This is a genomic window from Microbacterium sp. NPDC087592, from assembly GCF_044743585.1.
Lineage (GTDB): Bacteria > Actinomycetota > Actinomycetes > Actinomycetales > Microbacteriaceae > Microbacterium.
In genome coordinates this window covers 484,620-507,751 of the sequence record NZ_JBIUWT010000001.1, presented here as the reverse complement: position 1 = coordinate 507,751, position 23,132 = coordinate 484,620, and the positions used below count along the sequence as shown (strand labels likewise).

Sequence of the window (23,132 nt, the reverse complement as noted above, 5' to 3'; positions counted from 1 at the left end):
TCTGAGGGGGCTCCGTATCTTGATTCCGGATGGGTCTGTCGACGTGTCTACCGGCAATATTCCAATATTGTCCGAGGTGTCGGTGAAGCAGCGGCGACGCCGGATGCTGGCCGCGGCGGTCGATGGGCTCGCCTGGACTTTCGGCGTCGTCCTGGCGATCGCTCTCCGCTTCGAGTTCATGATGGACGCGCAGGGGTGGATCTCGACCATCGTGCTCGCGCTCGCCGCCGGCGTCATCCAGATGGCCGTCGGCTTCGCGACGGCCCTCTACCGCGGGCGCTTCACCTACGGCTCGTTCGACGAGGTCCGTGCGGTGGCGTTGATCGTCGTCGTCGAGGCGGTGCTGCTGTCGCTGATCGTCATTCCGATCGGACCGCTCGTCGGAATCCCGCGCGGCACGCTGCTGCTCGCCTTCCCGTTCGTGCTGCTGCTGATGTTCGGCGTGCGCTACGTGGCTCGTCTCGCGATCGAGCGTGCACGCAAGCCCGGCGCGGACGCCGAGGCGGCCCTGATCATCGGTGCCGGGTTCCTCGGCGACAAGCTGCTCGCGAACGTCACGACCGATCCGTCTTCGCCGATCCGGCCCGTCGGTCTGCTCGACGACGACCCGGCCAAGCGCAATCTCCGCCTGCGGGGCGTTCCGGTGCTGGGCACCACACGCGACATCGCGTCGGCCGCCCGGAGCACCGGCGCAAAACTCGCGGTCATCGCCATCCCGAATGCCGACAGCACCCTGCTGCGTGCCCTGAGCGACCGTGCCGAGAGCGCCGGTCTGCGCGTCGCGGTCACCCCCACTCTGGCGACGCTCGCGTCGGGGGAGCAGTCGGTCACCGACGTGCGCGACATCAGCATCGAGGATCTGATCGGACGCCACCCCGTCGACACGAACGTCGAGCTCATCGCCGGGTACATCACCGGTCGACGCGTGCTCGTGACCGGTGCCGGTGGCTCCATCGGGTCGGAGCTGTGCCGGCAGCTTGCCAAATACGGGCCGAGCGAGCTGATCATGATCGACCGCGACGAGACCGGACTCCAGGTGGCCCAGCTCGGGACGCTCGGACACGGGCTGCTCGATTCTCGCGACGTCGTCCTCGCGGACATCCGTGAGGAGCAGAATCTGCTCGACATCTTCGTCGACCGTCGCCCCGAGGTCGTGTTCCATGCCGCCGCTCTGAAGCACCTGCCGATGCTCGAGCAGTATCCCGACGAGGCGTGGAAGACGAACGTGCTGGGCACGCTCAACGTGATCAACGCCGCGCGTGCCGTCGGCGTCGACACCTTCGTCAACATCTCCACCGACAAGGCGGCCAACCCGACGAGCGTGCTCGGTCACTCCAAGCGCGTCGCCGAGAAGCTCACCGCCTGGGCGGGATCCGTGACCGGGATGCGGTACCTCTCGGTGCGGTTCGGCAACGTGATCGGCAGCCGCGGTTCGATGCTGCCGACGTTCCAGCGGTTGATCGCCGAGGGGCGGCCGATCACGGTCACCCATCCCGAGGCGACGCGGTATTTCATGACGATTCCCGAGGCCTGCCAGCTGGTCGTCCAGGCGGGCGGCATCGGGCGTGCAGGCGAGGTTCTGATCCTCGACATGGGGGAGCCGGTGTCGATCCTCGAGGTCGCCAAGCGCATGATCGCGATGTCGGGCAAGAGCGTCGAGATCGTGTTCACCGGGCTCCGTCGTGGCGAGAAGCTGCACGAAGAGCTCGTCGGTTCGCGGGAGAACCTGGAGCGACCCTTCCACCCGAAGGTGTCGCACACACGGGCCGACATCATCACGCCCGAGCGGCTCGACAAAGCGGGCTGGATGGACCGGATGTACGCGAGCCCGCGGATCAACGACACGGTGGCGATCGAGCCGATCCGTGCAGAAAAGGTGTCAGAGGCGTGAGCGAGCGGATCTACATGTCTTCGCCCGATGTCGGCGAGGCGGAGGAGCAGGCGGTCGTCGCGGCGATGCGATCCGGATGGATCGCCCCTCTCGGCCCCGATGTCGACGCCTTCGAGCGCGAGCTCGCCGAGCGCGTCGGAGTGGCTCACGCGGTGGCGTTGAGCTCGGGGACCGCAGCACTGCACCTCGCGCTGCTCACGCTCGGCGTGAAGCCGGGCGACGTGGTGCTCACCTCGTCGATGACCTTCGCGGCGACGGCCAACGCCATCGTCTACACCGGCGCCGAGCCGTACTTCATCGACGCCGATCCCGCGACCGGGAACATCGATGCGGCGCTGCTGCGTGAGGCTCTCGTCGAGCTGCGCGAGGCCGGCGAGCACGTGTCGGCCATCGTCCCGGTCGACCTGCTCGGCAAGGCCATCGACTACACCGCGGTCCTCGCGATCGCCGATGAATTCGGCGTGCCGGTCGTGGCGGATGCGGCGGAGTCGCTGGGCGCCACGCACGCCGGTCGTGCGGCGGGCAGCTTCGGACGAGCATCCATCGTGTCGTTCAACGGCAACAAGATCATGACGACGTCCGGTGGCGGAATGCTGCTCACCGATGACGCCAACTTCGCGCAGCACGTGCGGTATCTGGCCACCCAGGCGCGGCAGCCGGTGGTGCACTACGAGCACATCGACATCGGCTACAACTACCGGATGAGCAACCTGCTCGCGGCGCTCGGTCGCGCACAGCTCGCCCGCCTCGACGCGATGATCGCGCGGCGCCGGGAGATGCGTGAGCTGTACAAGCAGCTCTTCGCCGAGGTCGATGGCGTGGAGGTCTTCGGGGCAGAGGGAGACGAGGCGGACAACGTCTGGCTGACGTCGATCCTCGTCGACTCCTCCGTCACGGGCTGGGAGCCGTCGGAACTCGCCGCAGCGCTCGCCGCCGACGACATCGAGAGCCGTCCGCTGTGGAAGCCGATGCATGCGCAGCCGATCTTCGAGGGTGCGCGCAGCAAGACGAACGGCGCGTCCGAGAGCCTGTTCGCGCGAGGCCTGACTCTGCCGAGCGGGTCAGCTCTGGACGATGCGCAGCGTGAGCGCGTGGTCACCGCGATCCGTGGCTTCCTGAACCGATGAGGGCGCGGGTGCGTCCGTACGACGTGGTGAAGCGAGGGCTTGACATCGTCGTGTCCGCCGTCGCGCTCGTGCTGCTCTCTCCGGTCATCGTCGCGACGGCTGTGTTGGTCGCGACGAAGCTGGGGCGGCCGGTCGTCTTCGCGCAGGAGCGGCCCGGCAAGGGCGGTCGGATCTTCACGCTCTACAAGTTCCGTTCGATGCGTTCGGTCGACGAGGCGCGCGGATGGGTGACCGATGCCGACCGGTTGACCCCGTTCGGCGTGCGGCTCCGGTCGACGAGCCTGGACGAACTGCCGAGCCTCTGGAACGTGCTGAAAGGCGACATGAGCATCGTCGGCCCGCGTCCGCTGCTCGTGGAGTACCTGGATCGGTACACGCCGGAGCAGGCTCGCCGGCATGAGGTGCGACCCGGCATCACCGGGCTCGCGCAGGTGACCGGACGCAATGCGATCTCCTGGGAGAGTAAGTTCAGGCAGGACGTGCGCTACGTCGATCGACGAAGCGCCGGGCTCGACCTGCGGATCGTCCTCGCGACGATCGGATCCGTGCTGAAGCGGGACGGGATCTCCGCGGAAGGACACGTGACGATGTCGAAGTTCGGAGAAGCGGATGGCTGAGCGGATCGTCGTCATCGGCGCCGGAGGCTTCGGGCGCGAGACGCTCGACGTTATCGAGGCGATCAATGCTGCGGGTGGCGCACCGAAATGGGAGATCGTCGGCGTGGTCGACGATGCCCCCGCCGCGGTGAATCTCGAACGGCTCGGAGCGCGAGGGTACCCGCATCTGGGCGGGATCGACGCGACTCGTGACATCCTGGCGACCTCCGCGATGGCGATCGCTGTAGGTTCCCCTGCCACTCGTGCGCTTCTCGCCGCCCGGCTGATCGAGGCAGGTGCTCGCTTCGCGACCCTCGTCCACCCGTCGGCCATCGTGGGGTCACAGAGCAGGATCGGCGAAGGGTCCATCATCTGCGCAGGGGTGCAGGTCTCGACGAATGTCGGCCTTGGCCTGCGGGTCCACCTGAACCCCGGGGCCATCATCGGTCACGACGCTGTTCTCGCGGACGACGTGTCGGTCAACCCCGGCGGGGTCGTGTCGGGGGATGTCAGCGTGGGACGAGGCTCCCTCATCGGGGCCGGAGCCGTGGTCCTGCAGGGGCTGTCCGTCGGTGAGGGGGCAGTCGTGGGTGCGAGTGCGTGCGTGACGAGGGATGTCCTGCCGCGGGTCGTGGTCAAGGGAGTGCCCGCACGATGACGGGAAGACGTCTGGTATTCATGGTCACCAGCTCGGTGACCGCGACGACCTTCCTCGGGGGATACCTGCGCTTTCTGCGGGACGCCGGGTGGGAGGTGACGCTCGTGTGCAGCGAGGGTCCAGGGGTCGTCGAACTCGCGCGCGCATCGGGCGTCCTCTACCAGCCCCTTCGAATGGAACGTGAACCATCCCCGTTGAAGGATGCCCGTGCTCTGCTGAAGGCGACGGGGCTGCTCCGACGGCTACGACCGGATGTGCTCGTCTACGCCACACCGAAGGCTGCCCTCATCGGTGCGGTGGCCGGCTGGCTCGCTCGTGTGCCGAGACGCAACTACGAGCTGTGGGGGTTGCGGTTGGAGACCTCGGCAGGGTTCTCCCGCCGGATTTTCGCCTCCCTCGAGCGGCTCACGATGCGGCTCTCCAGTCAGGTCATCGCGAACAGCGCGAGTCTTGCGCAACGAGTGTCCGCGCTGGGGCTGAACGGAGGCCGGGACGTTGTCGTTCTCGGAGCGGGGTCCTCGCACGGGGTAGATGCCAGGCGGTATTCCGAGGACGCGGAAATGCCTGATCTGGATCCGGGCGTGAAAGCGCTGCTGCAGCGCTCGTCCGCTCCGATCGTCGGATTCGTGGGTCGTCTCCACCCGGACAAGGGTGTGGACACGCTCATGGAGGCGCTCCGAATCTGTGCACAGCGGTCGATCTCTGCCCAGCTTCTCGTCGTCGGCGCGCAGGAAGGCGTGAACGTCGAGACCGACATCGACGGGCCCGTCGACATCCCGGTCCATGCGGCCGGGTTCGTGCAGGATGTCCGGCCGCTGCTGCGCGCGATGGATATCCTCGTGCTCCCGAGCCGACGGGAGGGCTTCCCGAATGTGGTTCTGGAAGCCGGGGCGATGAAGGTGCCCGCCATCGTCTCCGATGCCACCGGGTGCGTGGATGCCGTGATCGACGGAGTGACCGGCCTCGTCGCACCGGTCGGCGACGCGCAGGCGCTCGCCGTTGCCCTGGAGACCCTCCTCACGGATGCGGATCGCCGCGAATCGCTGGGCGCTGCAGCGCGAGCGTGGGGCGAGGAAGCCTTCGTCCCGGCCGTCGTCTGGCGGCAGCATTCGGATTGCTGGGCCGGCGAAGGAGGCGTTCGGTGATCATCGAGGTCATTCGGGGGCTGAACATGGGCGGTGCAGAGACGCTTCTGTTCACGAGGTTGCGTCACGCGGTCGAGCACCGTCCACCAGGGTTCGAACGAACCGTGGTGGTCAACACGTTGCGGCAGAATGACCATTTCGCTTCTCGGCTGCGCGACCTCGGTGTCGAGGTGGTGGAACTGTCGTCGTCGAATCCCGTGCGAGGGATGAAGGAGCTGTCCTCGGTCATCGCGGCGCAAGACTCCGTGAGCACGGTCGTGTTTCATTCGCCGGTGACCACTTACCTCGAGAAGACGCGACGAGCGTCGAGGCGGTCGGGTTCGGACGTCCGCCTCATCGACGTCGTGCACAGCACCCGCTATCGCGCGCCGTATCGGTTGATGGGCGCGATGCTCGATCGGTTCAGCGATCTCGCCATCGCTGTAGGGAACGACGTCGCGGAGGCATCTACGGCTCGGCACTACCGAGCTGTCAGCACTGTGCTCGCTGGCGTGGATCGAGTACGCATGCGAGCCTGGATCCAGGCGTCCCCCGATGCGCCCTCGCAGATGCGCGGTCAGCTCGGTGTTCCTGACGGGCATCGGCTGGTCGTCGCGGTGGGGAGTCTGATTCCACTCAAGGGGCACCGACATGCGATCGAGGCGCTGAAGGCCCCCGAACTCGCGGAAGTCTCTCTCGCGCTGGTCGGCGCCGGCGCCGAACGGTCGTCACTTCAGGACTTCGCTGGCGAGATGGGTGTCTCATCGCGCGTGCACTTCGTCGGACGCGTGGACGATGCGTGGCGTTGGACCGCGATCGCCGACGCACTGGTGCATCCGAGCTACTTCGAGGGCCTCCCGGTCGCCGTCATGGAGGCTGCGGCGTTGGGGACACCGATCGTCGCCACGGATGTCGGCGGCCTTCGTCAGATCGTCGACGGTCCCTCGGCTGGACGACTGGTCGAGGCGCCTGATTCAAAACTGATCAGCGCGGCTCTGAGCGAGGTCTTGGGAACTGCGGATCGAACGGCGCAGGCTTTCGCCGGAAGGGCGACAGGGGAGTCGTTCTGGTCGATCGATCGATTCGCGACCGACTTCTATCGAGCGCTGGGCTCGGCCGGCAACCGGCCCTAGTTCGCTCCGGCTGTACTGAGTGGCGCCGAGGCTCGGCGAACAGTCCACCACGCGCATGCCCAAGTGATGACGTCCGCGAGCGCGAGCGCGGAGAACAGCAGCGTGAGGCTCACTAGCAGGGACAGCCCCGCGGCCACGGCGATGACCATGGCGAGTGCAAGCAGGGCGACGCGGACGAGCTCGACGATTGAGAGGATGCGTGCGCGTTCCAGGATGCGGAAGACAGCGCGGGTCGGATTCGTCACCATGCGCGTCGCCGAGACCACCGCCATCGCCTGCGCGACCGCCGCGGCCGCGGTCCAGTCCGCGCCGAGGAACAACGGCAGCAGCGGTTGCGCCAGCAGAAGAAGTCCGAGCGCGACGCCGATCGCGGGGATGCAGAGCCAGGCCGACGTCCGAAGGAAAATTCGTTCCTTGTGCGGAGAGTCCGACCGAAGCGCGTGCGACAGCTCACCGCTGAACACGGATCCCGCCGCCAGACCGATGAGGGCGAGCGGGACCGCGACGATGCGCTCGGCCATACCGACATAGCCGCCGGCTGTCGCACCGAACGCGAAGAGGGCGAACAACGCCGGCGCCTGCTGGGAGAGAAGGGTGATGCTCGTCATCGGCGCGAAGACCACAGGGAATCGCCAGAAGCGTCGTACGGAGCTCCTCACCTCGTGGAGGCGCACCCGACGCTGGTAACGCTTCGCGAACGGCAGCAGCAGCAGGGCGCCTGCGGACGTGCCGATGACCGCGCCACCGACGAGCCCGTTGAAAGACGTCGTCTTCGACGTTCCGATGAAGGCCAACTGCGTGGCGGTGATGGTCAACGACTGCGCGGAATTCCTGCCCCCGATGCTGGAGTAACGACCGCTCCGGACCGCCAGCTGGCTGAACAGCAGTGCGACTCCCGTCACGAAGAGAAGGAGAGGCAGCGACCAAGTGAGGAACGGGCGGAGCGCTCCGGGAAAGGACTCGACGAGGGGCGTCCATGCGATGACGCCGGCCAGGACCAACGCGGCGCCCAGGAGCGTCGACAATGCCGTCCAGACGAGCGGTGCCACGTCACGGTCAGCGGGTGGCTGGATGACGGCCTGATCGAACCCCAGCAGTGCGAACGGCGCGATAGCACCGGCGAGAACCAGGGCGAACGTGAGCACACCGAACTGGTCCGGCGTATAGAAGCGCGACAGCACAGGCAGGGCGAAGAACGTGACGATCTGACCCACGACCGTGCCCAGGACGATCGTGCTGAAACCACGTCCGGCGCCCTGCCGGACCCGCTTCTCACCGTCGCGGGCAGCCGACATCAGGAAACGGCTCCGCCTTGGATGGCCCGCTGAAGACTCCCGAAATCGAAACGGACGGAACGATACGACGCCACGGCTTCAGGCCGGGTGACCTCGTCGATGGCTTCACGCATCGTGTGCTGGTCGACTTTGCGGATGAGCGTGATGTACGCACAGCGGTCTGCGATCCAGTCGCGGTAGGTGCCGGTGATCTTATGGTTGGTGTTCGGAAGAACCACGCACGGTGTGCCTGTCACGGCGGCGAAGATCATGCCGTGCAGACGATCCGTGACGACGAGTGCGGACCTGCGGTAGGTCTCCATGGTTTCCAGAGGCAGCCGGTCGAAAGCCGTCTGGTCGACTTCATCATCCGGGATGCCGTGATCCCGGTCCGTGATATCACCGAAGCGGGCTACCGCCTCGCGGATGACAGCGTGGTCTGCGTCGGAGAGCGCACGCTCGACGTCCTTGCGCAGCGCGAGGAGCGCACCTGCGCGGTCGAGCGGCTCCCGATCCTGATAGTCCTCGGTCAGAGACAGCACGACATCCGGCGCGAAGCCCACCTGTCCCGGGTAGAACGCCCGCATGATCTCGTAGCTCTCGCTTTCGCGGGCGAAGAGTGTGAGCCTGTCGGAGCTCGCGCTGAGGGCGCGCGCCTCTCGCTGAGCGGATTTCTCCCGCTCCGGACGATCCATGTAGATGATCGACTGAGGGAAGGACACGAGCCGATGAGGTCGTAGGTAGCGGGCGACGAACTCCCGGCCGAGCTGCGCTCTCGGGTACAGGTCACCCATGCTGCCGCCGCCGACGAGGAGGACGACATCGTCTGGTCCGAGTTGACGCTTGAGCGACCGCAGTACTCTGTATGTTCGCGAGATTCGGATGCTCTGCACGATGTAGCCGGGATCCAGCTTCGACGTGAAGTGTTCCTGCGCGTAACCGATGGCGAGGTCACCGATGTTCCCGTAGTCGGGTACCAGCATGATGACGGCATTCGGACGGTCGGTGCTGAGAGCGATCTTCTCGCGGGACGTCCACGTGTGGAACAACTGGTATGCGCGGGCCGCCAGCGTCTTGACCTTCATCGTTCTTCTTTCTTCGTCAGGCGGGTTGCGATCGTGTGACGTCGGGCGTAAAGCCACACCCGCAGGGCTCCGAGGAGCTGGACGGCACGAGGGCCCAGATACGCGGCAAGCGCGAAGAGCCGGCTGCTCGTGTTGCTCTCCTTGTCGAAGAGCACTTCGCGGCGGAACGCGCGCAGCGGCGCGAGCGCAGGGGCGGGGAGGGTCTTCAGGTTCTGGCGCACCGAGATCTCGGACAGATAGAAGACGCTCTCCATGAACTGGCGCGCATGGGCCGCCCGATGCACCCTGGGGGGCAACTCGGACACCGCTTCGGCGGCCTCCGCTGCGAAGGTGAAGGTGTCGAGACGTCGAGCGGTGTGACGCAGGGCGGTGATGCTCGTCGCCCGCTGGATGTAGAAATAGCTCGCGTACGTGGTGAAGGCGATGCGCTCGGATCGGAGGAAGAGGCGGTACGTCGTCGGAAGATCCTCATAGAGCGCGCCGACCGGGTATCGGATGCCCTCGAAGAGGGCCGCGCGATAGAGCTTGCCCCAAGCGCTGTTGGTCGTGCCGTCGAAACGGAAGAGCCGGACGAGCGCATCATCGCGAGACTCGTACGCGGTCGGCGAGGGGGCAGGCCGACCATGCTGCGGGTACACCTCCCGGGGCTCCGTCGACTGGAAGCGCGCGATCGCGATGTCGACTCCCGGGTGGGCGAATTCCGCGACCAGCTTCTCGATGTGGTCGACGGCGACGACGTCATCGCCATCGATGCAGATGATGTAGTCGCCGGTAGCGACATCCAGCCCCGAGTTTCGCGCAGCCGACAGACCGCCATTGCTCTGATGGATCACGTGGACCCGGCTGTCAGCAGCCGCGTAGGCGTCGCACAGCAGCCCGGAGTCATCCGTCGACCCGTCGTCGATGAGGATGACCTCGAGCTCAGCGTGCGTCTGGGCGAGTATCGAATCGACGCACGGAGCGACGTACGACGAGACGTTGTAGACCGGCACGATCACGCTGACGCAGGAAGGGCTCGGGGGGGCCATCGTGACGTCCTTCGTGTCTGGGCGCTTAGACGGGACGACCCCGACCCGTCGGCCGCAATTGAGAGCGAACCAGCCTGTCTGAAGGGCGCCGGCTTACGTCAGGACTCTACAGGCTGGGTAAGAGCGAGACCAATCCGAGCCCGGGTGGGCGCGCTCAGGCGCGCCGCCTGACGGATCCGCTGCCGGCACCGAGGGTCCCGTTCTCGCGACGCGCTCTTCTGGCGCTCTTCGGGGGCATTTCGCCTCCGACGATCTGCTTGTGTATCAAGACCACGAACACGAACAGGAACAGGACGGGAGTGCCGATGAATATCTGCCCCTTGACGATTCCGATGGCGAACCCTGCGAACAGGGCAAGGAACAGCACCGTGTCGGGACGCGAGTTCTTCAGGAGGAAGTACGCAAGCGTGCCGTATCCGATGACGACGAAGAGCAACCCGCCCATGAACAGGTCATTGGTCAGGCCGACATCTGACCGGAACCCCTGGCTCTGGAAGATGTCGTCACCGGTGCCCCAGATCAGCCCGAGCCCTTCGGGGAAGACGAGTATGTCCTCGAACAGCACGCTGTATGTTCCCTCTACCGACCCGTCCGCCACAAGCGCAGTGGTCTCGTCGATGAACCCCTGGAGGAAACGTGCGGTGATCGGGCTGAGTTGGGAGACGACGGACCACGCGATCCACAGGAGGCCACCCAGGCCGGCCACGATCGCGAGCGACGGACCTATCTTGCGGCCGCGGAGGATCTGGCCGAGAAGCATCAGCGCGGTCATCGCAGCGAATACGGCGATCCCGGTTCGTCCGTTGAGAAGGATCGCGACGAGGATCAGAGGCACGTAGCGCAGCCCGCGGAAACGATAGTTCAAGGCGAAGTAGACGGCCACCGCGGCGAGCATGCCGTGGTAGATCGGCGTGACGAACGTGAACTCTCCCATGAGCCCGTAGATTCGGGAGCTCATCAGGTACTCGCCCCGGTCGCCAGCGGCGAGCTGGTACAGCCAGTTCGATATTTCCTTGAGTGGGAAGAAGACGAACGACAGCAACCCCCAGACACCCTGGAACGCCGCCAGCTTGTAGATCATGCGGAGGGCGGACTCCGCGCTGAACCCGCGACTCTTGCAGATGTGGACGATGAAGGCGGCGTGAATCGCCATCAGCAGAAGCACGTTGTTCTGGACGATTCGCAGATCGACGAAGTCCTCGACCTCGGGATGCGAGGCCAGGTGCACGATCGCCACGAACAGGCTCAGCCCGAACATGACGATGAGGAAGCGCCTCAGCGGTGGGTATCCCAGCAGCCGGAACATGCGCTTTCCGCTCAGGGCGGAGTGGATCAGGAGAACGGCGGCGAGTGCGGTCAGGATGAAGAATTTGCTCGCGAAGAACGATGCGGAGAACGTCGGCGTGTAGATGACGTAGAAGACGTAGACGTACAACCCGATATTGCGGAGGAAACCCGAGCGCTCCGCGGGTCGGGCCAGCTCGTCCCCGACGCGCGTCGAAGGCAGCGCTGTGGTCATGTCTCTCATCGCGCACAAGCCTACTGGGCGGCGCCCGGCGCTCTGGATCCGAGCATCTGCAGCGCTCGCGGTATCACTGTGTCGTGCAGCCCGATGCTCCATCGACCGTCGACTGCGTGGCCCGCGACATCGGCGTGTGCCAGATCTCCAGTGGCCCCGCATCCGCCGAATCCGCGAGCGCGAACTCGAACTCGACCGTGTGCGAACTCACCAGGTGGTTCAGGACTTCGATCTTCACGGCGGGTCGCCCGAGGTGCGTGCCGCTGCTGATGGGCTTCGCGGGCGCGCCATCGAGGGTGATGCTGTTGAGCGAGGCGCCCTCGGGGCCATAGATCACGAGGTAGGTGCTCACATCTTCGGCTGCGAAGTACGGCCCGCGAACGTAGTACGGCAATCTCGCCGCCAGTTCTTCGTCAATCTTCGAGGAGAGCACGGCTGCGCCTCGAACAGCCTGCGGCTGTCCGGGTTCGCACGTTTCGAACGACGCAGAAGTCGCCAGGTCGAGGTAATAGCTCTTCTTCGAACCCGTGTTGTCATTCACGTAGACGCCGATGGCCGTGTGCTCGCTGTTCGACGATGGCAACGAGCCGGCGAGGCGGCTCCCCGCGATCGCAGCGCTCTCTGCTTCGTCCGAAGACCAGTAGAGCAGGCGACCTTCGTCAGCGGATCTGCTCAGGGCGTTGATCAGGGCGACCGGCGAAGGACTGCCCCCGGTGATGGCCGTGAAGATCGCATCGGTGGCCGCAGCGAAGAAGGCGTTCTGTGAGTAGCCGTCTTTGTAGTTGAAGTACACGCCGTTCAGCAGAATCGGCGCGGTGTTCTCCACCGTGAGCACTTCGCCGGTGGGGAGCGGCACCGGCCCTGACGCAGCGAGGATGTACGAGAGTGCCACCGGGTCGAGTGATACGACCGCGTCATACGGTTCGCCGATCGTGCCCTGCCAATGAGCCCCCAGGATCTCGGCTGCTCGAGGAAAATCGGGGACCATCGTCAGGTCAGGAGTCCAGCGTCCGATCTTGTCGCCGTAGATGGCGACCTCCTCGTCGGTGAGCTGCGTGACGGGCTGGTCCAGACCGTTGGGGAATTCCGCCGTGTCCGCGTATCGAACGATGCTGATCGCGCCCGCCTCCGCGCGCAACAGCATCATCACCGCCGGGTTCCCACCGAGGCTCCGCGCTTCCGAGTTCCCCTGGAACATGACCAGGTAGTTCCGAGGCCCTTCAGACCCGAGCGCGCGGGGGAGCAGGGCAAGAGTGTCGGCGATCGGACTCATGGTCGATTGCAGCTGCGTCGCTTCGTTCTCGAACGCCTCGACTCCAGCGAGGACAGGACCGATCAGCGATCCCTGATCGACGGCCCCGAGGTCGGCGACGACCGAGTCGACGGTTTCGGAGAGGTCAGCCGTCGTGCTCTTCAGACCCTCGAGCGCGTCCAGGTTGAACCTGCCCTGTTGAGGAGCTATGGATGCGAGATCGAGTCCCTGGATAGACCCTGCGACGGAGCTGACCAGGCGGTCAGTGAGTACTGACACGACGCGGACTGCCCGCACGTTGTCGCCCACACCGAAGGGGACGGCTTCCGCGATGCTCCATGCCACGCCCGAGGTCTCGCCGACAGCTGCCTGCGTCGATTCGAGCGCGGCGTCCGCGCTCAGCGACGCGGCTTCGAGGTCCATGGCGAGCAGCGATGACTTCGCCTTCTGCGCCTCGGTCATAGCTGTGCTGAGGCTGGTCCGCGCACTCTGCGCCTGCGTGTAGACCTGCAGTGCGACCCACACCGCTCCGCCGATCGCGGCGAGCACGACGACGACGATCGCGAGCCAGATCCACCCGCGTCGTCGCCGACGCGGTGCGCTGTCCGGGCGAGGCGACTCGCGAGTGGTCTCGGTTGATCGAGCCTCGCGTGCGGCCTTTCGAGAAGCGGGGGGCTGGTGCGAGCTCATGTCACTTATCCAATCATCTGCGCATGGCAACATATCGCGCTGCACCGCAAGGCAACCTGTGAAGCGAGTGCTGACGCACGAGCGGGCCCGCGCAAGGTGCAAGAATGCCAGGGAATGCGATCGGAGGCGTTTCGCGTCTGGAAAGGTGACATGGGGCGTCCGGAAGAGTTGGAAGCGGTGCCACTTCGGCTACCTGAGGCGACACTGCTCGCGCACGCGCTGGGAGCGAGGGTCGCCGAACAGGTGTCCGCCCGGGTGCTCTCGATCAAGGGGCCTGCTGCCGATCATCATGCGCTCCGTGAACCTCGCCTGTCCGTGGACGCGGATCTTCTTGTAGACCCCCCGGCGTTCGAGTCATTCTGCGCGGCGTTGGAGGCGCAGGGCTGGCACGAACGTGTGGCCAGGTCGACTCCGACGATTCTCGAACCGCATTCCCGGACCTATATCCACCCAAGGTGGCCGTGCGACATCGATGTGCATGAGAGGTTCCCCGGCTTCTTCGCAGACCCGGCGGACGTGTTCGATGAGCTGTGGAATCGTCGCGAGGCACTCTATGTGGGAGGCGTCGCACTCACGATCCCCGCACTCGTGCCGTCGATGATGATCGGTGCTCTTCACGCGCTGCGCAACATGTCGGTCCTTCGGCATCGGGCGGAGTGGGACTCGATCATCGAAATGCTGCAGAGCCGCCTCGACGACAGCGGCCGGCAGGATTTCCTGCGTCTCGCCGACGCCGGACGGTCCCGATGGGTGCTTCGGGAGGCGCTCGAGATCATCGGGTTCGGGCCAGTCGAGAATGACCTCTCGACGAGCGAGGCGGACAGCTGGTCCTCGAACCTGCGCTTCGGCGCCGACGGGGGTGCGGCCGGATGGCTCATCGCCCTTCGGCGCGGGCCGATGAGGGAACGGGCCCTGACTCTGGTTCGCGCTGTGTGGGTGCCGAAGGAGTTCGTGCCTCGCAATGAGAAGTCGGTGCCGCTGTCGACGCAACAGGTGATGCGCTACCAGATTCAACGCTGGCGTCGGGGTCTGCGTGCCACGCTCAACTACGTCCGCAATCTGCGAGGCTGATGCTCCTTCGGCTGTCGATAGGCTACGACCATGCCCGCCGTCCACGATCGCCTGCTCAGCGAGGAGTTCACCGAGATCGGGGATGAGGTCTGGGTCCTGCGTGCCGGGGCTATCGCGGACGCCGACGGATCGGTCATGCTTCTGCTGGCTGTCGACGGAAGCAACCTCCGGAAGATGGTGTCGGGGCTCGAGGCTGACCCGGGATATGTGAGCGCGCGGCTCGTGGGCATCGACGCCACCGGAGTGGTCGTGCCTTTGCAAGAGTCGCAGGCCGAGTCCGTGCGGGCGTCGTCGGAAACGTCGAACCTGCCGGCGACTTTGCGAGCGCGACATCTCGTTGTCCTCAACGATGGTGCAGTGGGGGAATCGCAGACGTCGGTGCCAGACGGTCTCGAGGGCATCTTGCGCTCGCTCGTGAGCGCAAGCATCGGTTTGGGGGGCGTACCGCGACCACTGGCGCGCATCACCGATGTCGTTTCGCAGTGCGATACGGCACATCTCACTGTTGCCTCCACGATCACGATCGATGAGCTGAGAGAGAGGGTGCAGCGCCATGTCTCTGCGACCGGCCTGGTCGTCGACGAGTCGCCGTTGCGTTCGAGAGCGCGCCATCGGGGTGACAGTGACTCAGCCGGACGCTCCACGCCTGCGAGACCGTTGTACTTCCGCGGTCCTGCCCTCGACGAGCTCGCGCTCGTGGACGGGCGTTCGGTCGTGCTCCAGGGCGAGAACGCAACACCGCTTCTTCACGTGTTGAATGCAGACGTCGCCCAGGTCTGGAACCGCGCTGATGGTGTCGAGCGAACGCGATTGGGAGGTCCCGCCGGAGTCGTCGATACGTTGCTCGATTTCGGCCTGCTCGACTCCCGGCCGTCGTGGCGCATCAGTGACGATGTCGCGTGGGTGGGAGACGACGCTCGCACGACGGTACTGAGCCCGGACAGCATCTCGCCGCTGGCCTTGGTGGGATCGTCGCATGTCGTGTGGTCGGTGCTCGCCGATCGATGTGCAGTGAACCAGGATGCGCTGGTCGATGCCTGCGCCCGGCTCTTCGATGCCGACGCGCGCGAGATCGAAGCCCCGATCGAGGCGCTTCTCTACGACCTCTGGGATCGAGGCCTGGTCATTCGCATCTGAACGACGGCACCCTCGTCTACGGCCCGCCCCACCGCCCGATCGGCCACAGAATGGCCCCGGCCTGACCGAACACGTCGTCGCGCGTCATCCAGCGCCAGCAGCTCTCCTCCGGATCCGCCGTCCCGCGACAGAGATACGCGGAGTCGGCCGAGTTCGCCCGATTGTCTCCGAGCACGAGATACGAATCCTCCGGAACGGTCACCGGCCCGAAGCAGCGGGTCGACATCGGCTCGCTGTCGCAGTCGAGCGACCCGGCGACGAAGGGGAGATCCTTGACGACGTAGGGCTCATCGAGCGGTTCGCCGTCGACCAGCACCCTGCCCTGGGCGTCGCAGCACTCCACGGTCTGCCCGGGGCCGGCGATGACTCGCTTCACCAGCACGTAGGGCCGGATGCCGGTGGTCTCGCCGACCCAGTGGAACGCCTGCGAGAACCAGTTTCCGCCGGTCGCCGGCTTCTCGCCCCAGGCGTCATCGGGACGGAACACGACGATGTCGCCCGGTGCGGGGTCGGCTGCGACGTAGGCGAGGCGGTTGACGATGAGGCGGTCACCGGGCTCGAGCGTCGGCGACATGGATCCGGACGACGGCTGGCCGATGAAGGCGACGATGATGCCGGTCAGCGCGAGTGCGAGCGCGATGTTGACCCAGATGTTCCCGAGGAGTCGCCGACGCGGTCTCGGTGCATCTGTCGTCATCATCTGCTCTCCGGCTCGCGCGCTGCGGTGTCGACACAATACTGTCAGTGAATGGCCCAGTATTCCGGTGACAGCGGTCCCCGCCTGCTCGAGTCCGCATCGGCGTCGCAGGCGCAGCGCCTGCTCATCCCCGACGTCCTCCGTGGCGTGGCGATCGTGGCGATGGTGATCGCGCACGCGAACCCGTTCCTGCCCGAACTGCCCTGGGCCGCGAAGTTCGTAACGGCGATGTTCAGCGACCTGGCGTCGCCGCTGTTCGCCCTGGTGATGGGCATGTCGGCAGAGCTCGTCTGGCGCCGGGGCGGACGCGTCGGCGTGACACTTCTGCAGCAGGTGATCCGTGGACTGTTCCTGATCGCGCTGGGCGTCTGGATGGCGACCTGGGGCTCGTGGGTCGATGTGATCCTGGCGTATCTCGGCGTGACCATCATCCTCGGAGCGCCGATCCTCCTCGCACGCACGCCCGTGGTGATCGCCGTGACAGCGGTCCTCCTCCTCATCAGCCAGCCTCTGGTGGACCTCGCCCGGACCTGGACCTGGGTGTACACGGCCCCCGCCCCGGTCGGCGACATCATGCAGTGGCTCCTCCTCGGATCGCACTACCGCGTGCTCAACCTCCTGCCGATGTTCCTCATCGGCGCGCTCCTCATCCGGCACGGTCTGCAGCGCGACCGACTGCTCACGGGGCTGGCCATCGCCGCACCGCTCGCCTACCTGGCGTGGGGTGTCGGTCAGCGGCTCGGCGACGTGCAGTCCGGCGACTACCTCGACACCCTGAAGGACTTCGCCCTCGTGTTCGCGGTCTACGTGATCGTGGTCTTCGCCGCGACCGCTCGACGCGACGGCGCCAAGCGCTTCTGGAGCCCGATCTTCGTGCCCCTCGTCGCATGCGGACAGGTCGCGCTGAGTCTCTACCTGCTGCACGTGGGGATCATCGCGCTGTGGAACAGTGCGAACGGCCGGCCCACGGAGAACTTCTGGCCCGGGTGGCTCGTGATCGTTCCCGGCATGATCCTCGTGGGGTGGCTCTGGTGGCGGTTCGTCGGCACGGGCCCCGTCGAATGGGTGATGGGCTGGCTGACCGGTCGGCGCAAGCCCCTGCTCCGCGCACGATGAAGGCGGCTTCGCGCCACTGACACCGCGTCAGGCGGGGGAAACCTCGACCGCCGCGCGGATGCTGTCGATCAGCACCCGCACCTCGTCGCTGCCGACCGCCAGCGGCCCGGCCTGCGTTCCGTCGGTGCCGATGAGCGCGGCCACCGGGGTCGCCGCTCCGATGCGGAGCGCCGCCGCCACCGAACCGCCGACGTCGAGCGCGAACCGCGTCGAAGCGGGGAGGTCGTGCGGCGGCTCTGTGCTCGCCGCGACGCTCACGGCGCGCTGGATCACATAGACGTCGACAACGGCCGCCAGAGGGGCCTCTGTGGCCTTGAGCGATGCCAGGGCGGTCGCGCACGCATGACACCCGGGCGCGACGAACACCAGGAGGCGAGCGCGGGCTGCCGGGACGAGCACGTCGACGATCTCTGCCGTGGCGGGCAGCAGCACCGCGCCGGCTCCACGGGGGATCTGCGCGTCCGTCCGCCCGGTGGCGTGCGATGCGCGGACCAGGGACCAGACGCCGACGGCGATCAGCAACGCGGAGCCGACCGCGCCCAGCACGAGCGGCGCGGAAGGCCCTGTGAAGAGCGTGGCCGGAATCCCGACGGGCTCGGAGACGGCGGCCGCGGTGACGGCCCCCGCCAGTACCGAGGCGGCGATGGCGGTGAGGACCGCGTTGCGCACGATGAGTCGAGGCCCGATCGCGGAGGGGAGCCAGTCGCCGAAGCAGCCGCAGTCATCGGTGGCGCCGAGTCGGTGCGCCCGGGCGACGGCGATCAGGAGAGCGGATGTCAGCAGGAGTGCTGCGGCAGCGAAGCCCACGAAGAGCCAGCTGGCGGTCACGAGCAGGCCCACGGCGACAACGGCCTCGACCGCGATCAGCACCCTGGCCGCGGTCTTCGAGTGGCCGACGGGAATACGCAAGGCTGCGAAGGTCGCACGTCCATGGTCCGCCGCGCGGAACTTGCCGACGGCGCTCATGGCGAAGACGACGGCGAGGAAGAAAGCAAGCGGAACGAGGAATGCGCTCATGGGTTGATTCTCCCGGATCGGAAAAGCGGGCGGATCCTGGAAGGATCCGCCCGCTCGGTGCTGCACGTCGCCCTGCCGCCACCATCGGCGGTGGCCGGAGCGACGAAGGGAGCGTCGGTGCTGGGCCCGGCGCCCCCATCGAGATTTGGCTCAGAGGAGCGAGATGCCGATGTTCGACGAGGTCGAGTTGTTGCCCGTGACCGAGTCGCCCGAGACGGTCGCGGTCATGACCTGCTGGGGGCCGCCGAGCAGTGTGGTGAGAAGCGTGATGTTCAGCAGCGAGTCGAGCGTGGTTCCCAGCCCGATCACGATGTTGCCTCCGGCGGGGATCGACGGGAGGGTCAGCGTGTAGTTGCCGTCCGCGCCTCCGACGGTGACACCGCCGACCGCCGCGATGTTCAGCGACAGCAGGGAGGAGTTGTACTGCACGACGGCCGTGGCGCCGGCAGGCGACGCATCGGTGCCACTGTTCGTGATCGTCAGCGTGTTGACCGCGGTGACCGTCGCGAGACCGAGGTTCAGCGAGATCGGACCGCTGAGCGCGGGAACGAGGTCGTCGTTCACCAGCGAAGCCGCGGCGAGCGGCGTGGCGACGGCTGCCGCGATGACGGGAACCGACCATGCCGCGCCCTTGACGATGGTGCGGCGCGAGATGCCCTTGTTCTTCTGGATTTCTTCGGTCACGTGAGTGCCCTCCCTGTTCGATGCAGATGCGGTTTCCCGCTGTGTCGTGAAGAGGCGACACGTTGTCTGCATCCCCCAGGAGCCTCTTCGTGGTCATCAAAGTAGGGAGAGGAAGAGGGGGAGGAAGGGGGTTTCGGTGAACTACGCGCAGGGTGCGCTCAACCTGCGCGATCTGTGCGTTCTGGCTGCGCGGAGCTATGCCCGGCGCGAGGAGCGCAGTGTGCGCGGGGTGGCCTGATAGGCCTCGTCGAGTGCCCTGCGCATGCTCATCGGAGAGTGGAATCCGGCACGCTGCGCGATCTGATCGATGCTCAGCACGTCGTAGCGACTGTCGACGAGGAGCGAGTGGGCCAGCCGCGCACGCTGCCGACGGATCTCCGCCGCGACGCTGTTGCCGGATTCGGAGAAGACGAGCTGCAGCTGCCGCAACGACGACTGCACCTCGTGCGCGACGCGCGACGGGTTCAGCGACGGATCACCGCACTGCTGCGAGATCACGGCGATGGCACGCTCGCGCAGCACGGCATGCGGCGAGCCCTGGGCGCTGACCCCGCCGACCCGGTCGAGCAGCACCGCGCCGCACATCTCCATCACCAGCTGCTCGATGGCGTACTGCTCGATCGCCGATGCATTGTCGTCGGTGTCGAGCAGGCACCCGACGAACTGCTGCATCGAGGTGTCGAGGAGTCGGCGGTCCGCGAACACACTCGCGTCGGAAGGCAGCGACGGCACGAACGAGGCGATGGCCGAGCGGGGCACGAGTGCGGCGACGAAGCTCCACTGCCCTGCCCACCGCAGCCGGCGTGTGATGCCGTGTGCGGCGACGACGAGACCGCCCTCGGTCTCGACCCAGGGCTCACCCTCTACTCGCGACCAGAGCGCCTGTGCCTCGACGAACGCGAAGACCGAGTGGTCGGGGTACCGGGTCACCGTGTCGACGTGGAGCTCGGAGGTCCCTCCGCCCGTGCTGAGCAGTCGCACACCGCCGGAGGCGCGCTCCCGGGAACGCAGTCCGGGGCGGTCACCGACCCGCCGAACACCATGCTTCGCGAGCTCTCTGTCGTCGATGACCTGAGCGTTTGAGTGACTCACGAGACGTTCCCCCTCAGGGTGCCTGCGAACAACTGCGGCGCCTCTGCGATCGGGGTGCCGAACCTGCTCCCATCAACGCGTCGCGTTGCCGGGTTCGCCATCCCGATGCCTCGATACGGTGGTGTATTGAATACAGATTCAATCATCTGGCCCCTCCTGTCAACACAGATCCTGAATTCGTGTAGTGAGACGACACGAACCTCATCTGCATCCCCCAGGAGCCTCACTGCGAGCCACCGTAGATCGCCCGCCGGGGAATGTCCGGCGAATGGAAGAAAAGCGCGCAATGTGCGTTGTTCCTGCGCGCAATGTGCTCTCGCCTGCGCGGCTCGCCGAGTCGAAGAACGTGGATAGGCTTGCTGCCATGTCCGATCGCTTCCTCGTCAACGCGGTCGGAGCCGTCATCGAGATCGACGCCTCTCGGCGCGACGAAGACTTCCGCGCACGCACCCTCGCCGCCTGGACAGACGCGCGCTACGAGGGCGATCGAGCCGCCGATGCGGTCGCCGTGGTTCCGGCCGACACGGAAGACGCCGCAGCCCTCTCCGCGCTCTCCACAGACGTCACGGTCAAAGCCCTGGCGCACCGCCGACACGACCCGATCTGGATGCTGCACGCCGCCGGACTCGCCGCCGCCGACGGTCGCGTCGTGGTGCTCAGCGCGGCATCCGGCACCGGCAAGACGACAGCGGCGCGACACCTCTCGAAGCGCTACGCGTACGTGAGCGACGAGACCATCGGCATCGACGACACCGGTCGCGTGGTGCCCTACCGCAAGCCGCTGTCGATCATCGAACAGGATGCCGTTCCCAAGGCTCAGGTCGCGCTGTCGAGCATCGGCGGCGCGCACACCCTGCCCGGCGAGCTGCGGGTGGCGAAGATCGTCGTGATCGATCGCTCGCCGGAGGGCCCGGACGTGCCCGAGATCGAACCGCTGGACATCGCGGATGCCCTGGCGCTGCTGGGACCGCAGACCAGCTATCTCTCCGACGGGCCGGCACCCCTGCAGCGGATCGCTGCAGTGCTCGAAGCCACCGGCGGTGCCGTGCGACTGCGCTACCGTGAGGTGACGGGCATCGACGGGATCATCGATGCTCTGCTCGACGTCGAGCCGGCTCCGGTGCCGCCGATCGTCGCCCGCACCGCACCCGTGGTCGACGCGTCAGCCGCGGACGCGTACCGCCGCGCGGAGACCGTCGATGAGCTGGTGCTCGACTCCCGTGTCGCCGTGCTGCGGCGGACGCCGACCGGGGGACAGGTGCACGTCCTCGACGGCATCGGCCCGACGATCTGGAGCGCGGCCGCCGGCGGGAGCACGCTCGCTCAGCTCGTCGACGCCGTGGTGAGCGCACACGGGGAGCCCGCGGACGGAGACCCCGTGACGATCGTGCAGACGGCCGTGCAGGTGCTCATCGCCGACGGGATCCTGCTGCCGCCGACTCAGCCCTGAGAGGGGCCGCAGACCGAGCGGTGACTCAGACCTGAGCGGTGCCGCGCCGGCGTACACCGGGCGCGACGTCGGGCTCCGCGCTCTCGCTTCCGCCGTCCTTCGCGTAGCGCTCGTAGGCGCCGTAGTACTCGCGGCCGTAGTACGCCGACTCGGCACCCTTGCGGGGCACACGGTTCAGCACCACGCCGAGCACGCGGCCGGTCGTGCGGGTGATGTTGTCGATCGCCCGCTGCAGCATGTCGAAGGTGGTCTTGCCGGACGAGACGACGATCAGCACGCCGTCTGCGTTCGCGGCCAGCACCGCGGCATCGGTCACCGGCAGCACCGGCGGCGAGTCGAGGATGACGATCGCCGACTTGCTGATCTCCGCCAGGAAGTCGCGCATGCGCTGCGACCCGAGCAACTCGCTGGGGTTCGGCGGGATGCGGCCGGCGCCGACGACGGCCAGCGGGATGTCGCGGGACGGACGATGTGCCACATCCTGCAGCTCGGCGCGGCCCGCGAGCACATCGGTGAGGCCGACGTCGTGGGACATCCCGAAGATGTCGGCGATGACCGGGCGACGAAGGTCGCAGTCGATGAGGATGGCCCACTGTCCTGCTGCGGCGAGACTGGACGCGAGGTTGACCGAGACGGTGGACTTGCCGTCGCCGGGCACGGAACTCGTGACCACGATCACGCGTGGCGGGTTGTCGACGTCGATGAACTGCAGGTTCGTGCGCAGCTCGCGCATCGACTCGATCAGGTGATGCGACACCCCGTGCTGCGATTCCAGGGAGAAGTCGATCACCTGTCGCTCGCCGGCGATCGACTTCTCGAGCGGGAGGGTGCCGATGACGGAGACGCCCGTCTCGCGCTCGATGTCGCGGGGGTGACGCACGCGACGGTCGACGGTGTGCCGCACGAACGCGTAGACGAGACCGAGGGCGAGACCGGCGAGAGCGCCGATGATGACGTTCAGTCGCGTGTTCGGCGACGACGGGGTGCTGGGAAGGCGTGCGGAGTCACCGACGATGAGGGAGATCGCCGCCGGCGTCTCCGCCGTGCCGCCTTCGAGCTTCTCGATCTCGATCGCCATGCCGTCGAGCCAGGCCTGCGCCAGTGCCTGCGCCGACTCGGGCGTCGGCCCGGTGGCGGTGACCTTCAGCGCGGTGGTGTCGACGGGGTTCGTCACCGTGACCCGGTTCACCAGCACGTCGGGTGAGGCGTCGATGTCGAGTTCGTCGATCGCATGCTCGGCGACCGCCCGCCAGGAACCGAGATTGAGGTACGACTTGACCCTGCTCTGGGCGAGCTGGTTGCCCACGAGGGCGGAACCGCTCGTGCCGTCTCCGCCCACGGCAGTCACGATGCCTGTCGTGTCGGCCGAGTACACCCGCGGCTGGAGGGAACTCCAGCCGAACGCGAGGGCCGCACCCACCAGCGTGGCCGCGACGATGACGATCCAATGCGCGCGCAGAATGCGCGCGTAGTCTCTCAGTTCCAACTCTT

At 66.8% G+C, this 23,132-nt stretch carries 20 protein-coding genes; 10 read left to right on the top strand and 10 right to left on the bottom strand.

What is annotated here, in order from left to right:
• Positions 1 to 76: 76 nt before the first annotated feature.
• From ACIOTO_RS02455 to ACIOTO_RS02430, 6 genes are read left to right on the top strand one after another with little or no spacing between them, the layout of a single operon-like run.
• Positions 77 to 1,891: a polysaccharide biosynthesis protein gene (locus ACIOTO_RS02455; protein WP_400856277.1), complete on the top strand. Its 1,815-nt coding sequence runs from the start codon at positions 77 to 79 to the stop codon at positions 1,889 to 1,891.
• On the top strand, positions 1,888 to 3,018 hold the full coding sequence (locus ACIOTO_RS02450; RefSeq protein ID WP_400856275.1) for a DegT/DnrJ/EryC1/StrS family aminotransferase: 1,131 nt from the start codon (positions 1,888 to 1,890) through the stop codon (positions 3,016 to 3,018). The genes ACIOTO_RS02455 and ACIOTO_RS02450 overlap by 4 nt, the downstream gene beginning before the upstream one ends.
• Positions 3,015 to 3,635 (top strand): sugar transferase, encoded by a 621-nt coding sequence (locus ACIOTO_RS02445; protein WP_400856274.1) that lies wholly within the window; start codon positions 3,015 to 3,017, stop codon positions 3,633 to 3,635. Before ACIOTO_RS02450 ends, ACIOTO_RS02445 begins: the two co-directional genes overlap by 4 nt.
• Positions 3,628 to 4,272: an acetyltransferase gene (locus tag ACIOTO_RS02440; protein WP_400856272.1), complete on the top strand. Its 645-nt coding sequence runs from the start codon at positions 3,628 to 3,630 to the stop codon at positions 4,270 to 4,272. Before ACIOTO_RS02445 ends, ACIOTO_RS02440 begins: the two co-directional genes overlap by 8 nt.
• A gap of 20 nt (positions 4,273 to 4,292) precedes the next feature.
• On the top strand, positions 4,293 to 5,417 hold the full coding sequence (locus ACIOTO_RS02435; RefSeq protein WP_400856269.1) for a glycosyltransferase family 4 protein: 1,125 nt from the start codon (positions 4,293 to 4,295) through the stop codon (positions 5,415 to 5,417).
• A complete protein-coding gene (locus ACIOTO_RS02430; protein ID WP_400856266.1) occupies positions 5,414 to 6,529 on the top strand; it encodes a glycosyltransferase in 1,116 nt (371 codons plus the stop codon). The genes ACIOTO_RS02435 and ACIOTO_RS02430 overlap by 4 nt, the downstream gene beginning before the upstream one ends.
• On the opposite strand, the gene ACIOTO_RS02425 is transcribed toward ACIOTO_RS02430, so the two are convergent.
• From ACIOTO_RS02425 to ACIOTO_RS02405, 5 genes are all read right to left on the bottom strand, one after another.
• Positions 6,526 to 7,824, bottom strand: coding sequence for a lipopolysaccharide biosynthesis protein (locus ACIOTO_RS02425; protein ID WP_029261172.1), 1,299 nt, complete (start codon positions 7,822 to 7,824; stop codon positions 6,526 to 6,528). The two genes, ACIOTO_RS02430 and ACIOTO_RS02425, sit on opposite strands and share 4 nt — an antisense overlap.
• Entirely contained in the window at positions 7,824 to 8,888 is a 1,065-nt protein-coding gene (locus ACIOTO_RS02420; protein WP_400856263.1) for a polysaccharide pyruvyl transferase family protein, read from the bottom strand. Before ACIOTO_RS02420 ends, ACIOTO_RS02425 begins: the two co-directional genes overlap by 1 nt.
• Complete coding sequence (locus ACIOTO_RS02415) at positions 8,885 to 9,916, bottom strand: glycosyltransferase family 2 protein (RefSeq protein ID WP_400856261.1); 1,032 nt, start codon at positions 9,914 to 9,916, stop codon at positions 8,885 to 8,887. Before ACIOTO_RS02415 ends, ACIOTO_RS02420 begins: the two co-directional genes overlap by 4 nt.
• Positions 9,917 to 10,070: 154 nt before the next feature.
• Positions 10,071 to 11,435, bottom strand: coding sequence for a hypothetical protein (locus ACIOTO_RS02410; RefSeq protein ID WP_029261175.1), 1,365 nt, complete (start codon positions 11,433 to 11,435; stop codon positions 10,071 to 10,073).
• A 73-nt stretch (positions 11,436 to 11,508) separates the two neighbouring features.
• A complete protein-coding gene (locus ACIOTO_RS02405; RefSeq protein WP_400856260.1) occupies positions 11,509 to 13,377 on the bottom strand; it encodes a DUF4012 domain-containing protein in 1,869 nt (622 codons plus the stop codon).
• Between ACIOTO_RS02405 and ACIOTO_RS02400 the strand changes: the two genes are divergently transcribed.
• Together ACIOTO_RS02400 and ACIOTO_RS02395 are read left to right on the top strand one after the other, a co-directional pair.
• A complete protein-coding gene (locus tag ACIOTO_RS02400; RefSeq protein WP_400856259.1) occupies positions 13,366 to 14,448 on the top strand; it encodes a nucleotidyltransferase family protein in 1,083 nt (360 codons plus the stop codon). The two genes, ACIOTO_RS02405 and ACIOTO_RS02400, sit on opposite strands and share 12 nt — an antisense overlap.
• 135 nt (positions 14,449 to 14,583) lie before the next feature.
• The gene (locus ACIOTO_RS02395; RefSeq protein ID WP_400856258.1) at positions 14,584 to 15,585 is read left to right on the top strand and encodes a PqqD family protein; all 1,002 of its coding nucleotides are present in this window, start codon (positions 14,584 to 14,586) and stop codon (positions 15,583 to 15,585) included.
• A 16-nt stretch (positions 15,586 to 15,601) separates the two neighbouring features.
• On the opposite strand, the gene lepB is transcribed toward ACIOTO_RS02395, so the two are convergent.
• A complete protein-coding gene (gene lepB, locus ACIOTO_RS02390; RefSeq protein ID WP_400856256.1) occupies positions 15,602 to 16,285 on the bottom strand; it encodes a signal peptidase I in 684 nt (227 codons plus the stop codon).
• A gap of 48 nt (positions 16,286 to 16,333) precedes the next feature.
• On the opposite strand from lepB, the gene ACIOTO_RS02385 reads away from it, so the two are divergent.
• Positions 16,334 to 17,398 (top strand): acyltransferase family protein, encoded by a 1,065-nt coding sequence (locus tag ACIOTO_RS02385; protein WP_400856255.1) that lies wholly within the window; start codon positions 16,334 to 16,336, stop codon positions 17,396 to 17,398.
• Positions 17,399 to 17,425: 27 nt separating this feature from the next.
• Here ACIOTO_RS02385 and ACIOTO_RS02380 read toward each other — a convergent pair whose 3' ends face one another.
• The 3 genes from ACIOTO_RS02380 to ACIOTO_RS02370 all read right to left on the bottom strand — a co-directional run bounded on the left by ACIOTO_RS02380 (position 17,426) and on the right by ACIOTO_RS02370 (position 20,191).
• Positions 17,426 to 18,415 carry a MauE/DoxX family redox-associated membrane protein gene (locus ACIOTO_RS02380; protein WP_400856252.1) on the bottom strand — a complete coding sequence of 330 codons (990 nt, stop codon included), beginning with the start codon at positions 18,413 to 18,415 and terminating at the stop codon, positions 17,426 to 17,428.
• 150 nt (positions 18,416 to 18,565) lie between these two features.
• On the bottom strand, positions 18,566 to 19,099 hold the full coding sequence (locus ACIOTO_RS02375) for a hypothetical protein (protein WP_091035106.1): 534 nt from the start codon (positions 19,097 to 19,099) through the stop codon (positions 18,566 to 18,568).
• Between the two features lie 195 nt (positions 19,100 to 19,294).
• Complete coding sequence (locus tag ACIOTO_RS02370) at positions 19,295 to 20,191, bottom strand: helix-turn-helix domain-containing protein (protein WP_140403358.1); 897 nt, start codon at positions 20,189 to 20,191, stop codon at positions 19,295 to 19,297.
• A 364-nt stretch (positions 20,192 to 20,555) separates the two neighbouring features.
• Here ACIOTO_RS02370 and ACIOTO_RS02365 point away from each other — a divergent pair, with 364 nt between their 5' ends.
• Positions 20,556 to 21,641, top strand: coding sequence for a hypothetical protein (locus ACIOTO_RS02365; protein WP_400856249.1), 1,086 nt, complete (start codon positions 20,556 to 20,558; stop codon positions 21,639 to 21,641).
• Between the two features lie 25 nt (positions 21,642 to 21,666).
• On the opposite strand, the gene ACIOTO_RS02360 is transcribed toward ACIOTO_RS02365, so the two are convergent.
• Positions 21,667 to 23,127: a polysaccharide biosynthesis tyrosine autokinase gene (locus ACIOTO_RS02360; RefSeq protein ID WP_400856248.1), complete on the bottom strand. Its 1,461-nt coding sequence runs from the start codon at positions 23,125 to 23,127 to the stop codon at positions 21,667 to 21,669.
• Positions 23,128 to 23,132 lie beyond the last annotated feature (5 nt).

Bases quoted from the DNA above. Each gene is read 5' to 3' on its own strand.
- ACIOTO_RS02415 (WP_400856261.1), bottom strand. From the start codon at position 9,916: ATGGCCCCCCCGAGCCCTTCCTGCGTCAGCGTGATCGTGCCGGTCTAC.
- lepB (WP_400856256.1), bottom strand. From the start codon at position 16,285: ATGATGACGACAGATGCACCGAGACCGCGTCGGCGACTCCTCGGGAAC.
- ACIOTO_RS02385 (WP_400856255.1), top strand. From the start codon at position 16,334: ATGGCCCAGTATTCCGGTGACAGCGGTCCCCGCCTGCTCGAGTCCGCA.
- ACIOTO_RS02425 (WP_029261172.1), bottom strand. From the start codon at position 7,824: ATGTCGGCTGCCCGCGACGGTGAGAAGCGGGTCCGGCAGGGCGCCGGA.
- ACIOTO_RS02440 (WP_400856272.1), top strand. From the start codon at position 3,628: ATGGCTGAGCGGATCGTCGTCATCGGCGCCGGAGGCTTCGGGCGCGAG.
- ACIOTO_RS02405 (WP_400856260.1), bottom strand. From the start codon at position 13,377: ATGAGCTCGCACCAGCCCCCCGCTTCTCGAAAGGCCGCACGCGAGGCT.
- ACIOTO_RS02420 (WP_400856263.1), bottom strand. From the start codon at position 8,888: ATGAAGGTCAAGACGCTGGCGGCCCGCGCATACCAGTTGTTCCACACG.
- ACIOTO_RS02445 (WP_400856274.1), top strand. From the start codon at position 3,015: ATGAGGGCGCGGGTGCGTCCGTACGACGTGGTGAAGCGAGGGCTTGAC.
- ACIOTO_RS02365 (WP_400856249.1), top strand. From the start codon at position 20,556: ATGTCCGATCGCTTCCTCGTCAACGCGGTCGGAGCCGTCATCGAGATC.
- ACIOTO_RS02410 (WP_029261175.1), bottom strand. From the start codon at position 11,435: ATGACCACAGCGCTGCCTTCGACGCGCGTCGGGGACGAGCTGGCCCGA.
- ACIOTO_RS02380 (WP_400856252.1), bottom strand. From the start codon at position 18,415: ATGAGCGCATTCCTCGTTCCGCTTGCTTTCTTCCTCGCCGTCGTCTTC.
- ACIOTO_RS02435 (WP_400856269.1), top strand. From the start codon at position 4,293: ATGGTCACCAGCTCGGTGACCGCGACGACCTTCCTCGGGGGATACCTG.
- ACIOTO_RS02395 (WP_400856258.1), top strand. From the start codon at position 14,584: ATGCTTCTGCTGGCTGTCGACGGAAGCAACCTCCGGAAGATGGTGTCG.